The organism is Gemmiger formicilis, from assembly GCF_016901605.1.
GTDB lineage: Bacteria > Bacillota > Clostridia > Oscillospirales > Ruminococcaceae > Gemmiger > Gemmiger formicilis_B.
The window spans coordinates 1-218 of the sequence record NZ_JACJKP010000951.1 but is presented as its reverse complement, the minus strand read 5'-3'; the positions used below and the strand labels follow the sequence as shown (position 1 = coordinate 218).

At 54.1% G+C, this 218-nt stretch carries 1 pseudogene; it reads right to left on the bottom strand.

The annotated features are described in order from the left end of the window. Positions 1-218 (bottom strand): annotated as a pseudogene (locus tag H6B10_RS17375) (hypothetical protein); the annotation flags it as partial.

Here is a 218-nt window from a genome sequence, read left to right as displayed (position 1 = left end):
ATGCCCACATTTCGTCCACGCTGACGGGCTTCTGACCGTAGATCTTCTCCATGGTCAGATTCTTGGATTCCACAATGGTCTCCAGACGCTTCTTGACGCCTTCGTCCATGTGGCTCAGGATGGTCTTGAAGAAGAGCGCCTGTCCAAAACGGGCGCACAGTTTGGTTCCACCAAGCGCGGCATCGCCTACACCTACGGCGACAAGTTCATGAAGAAGA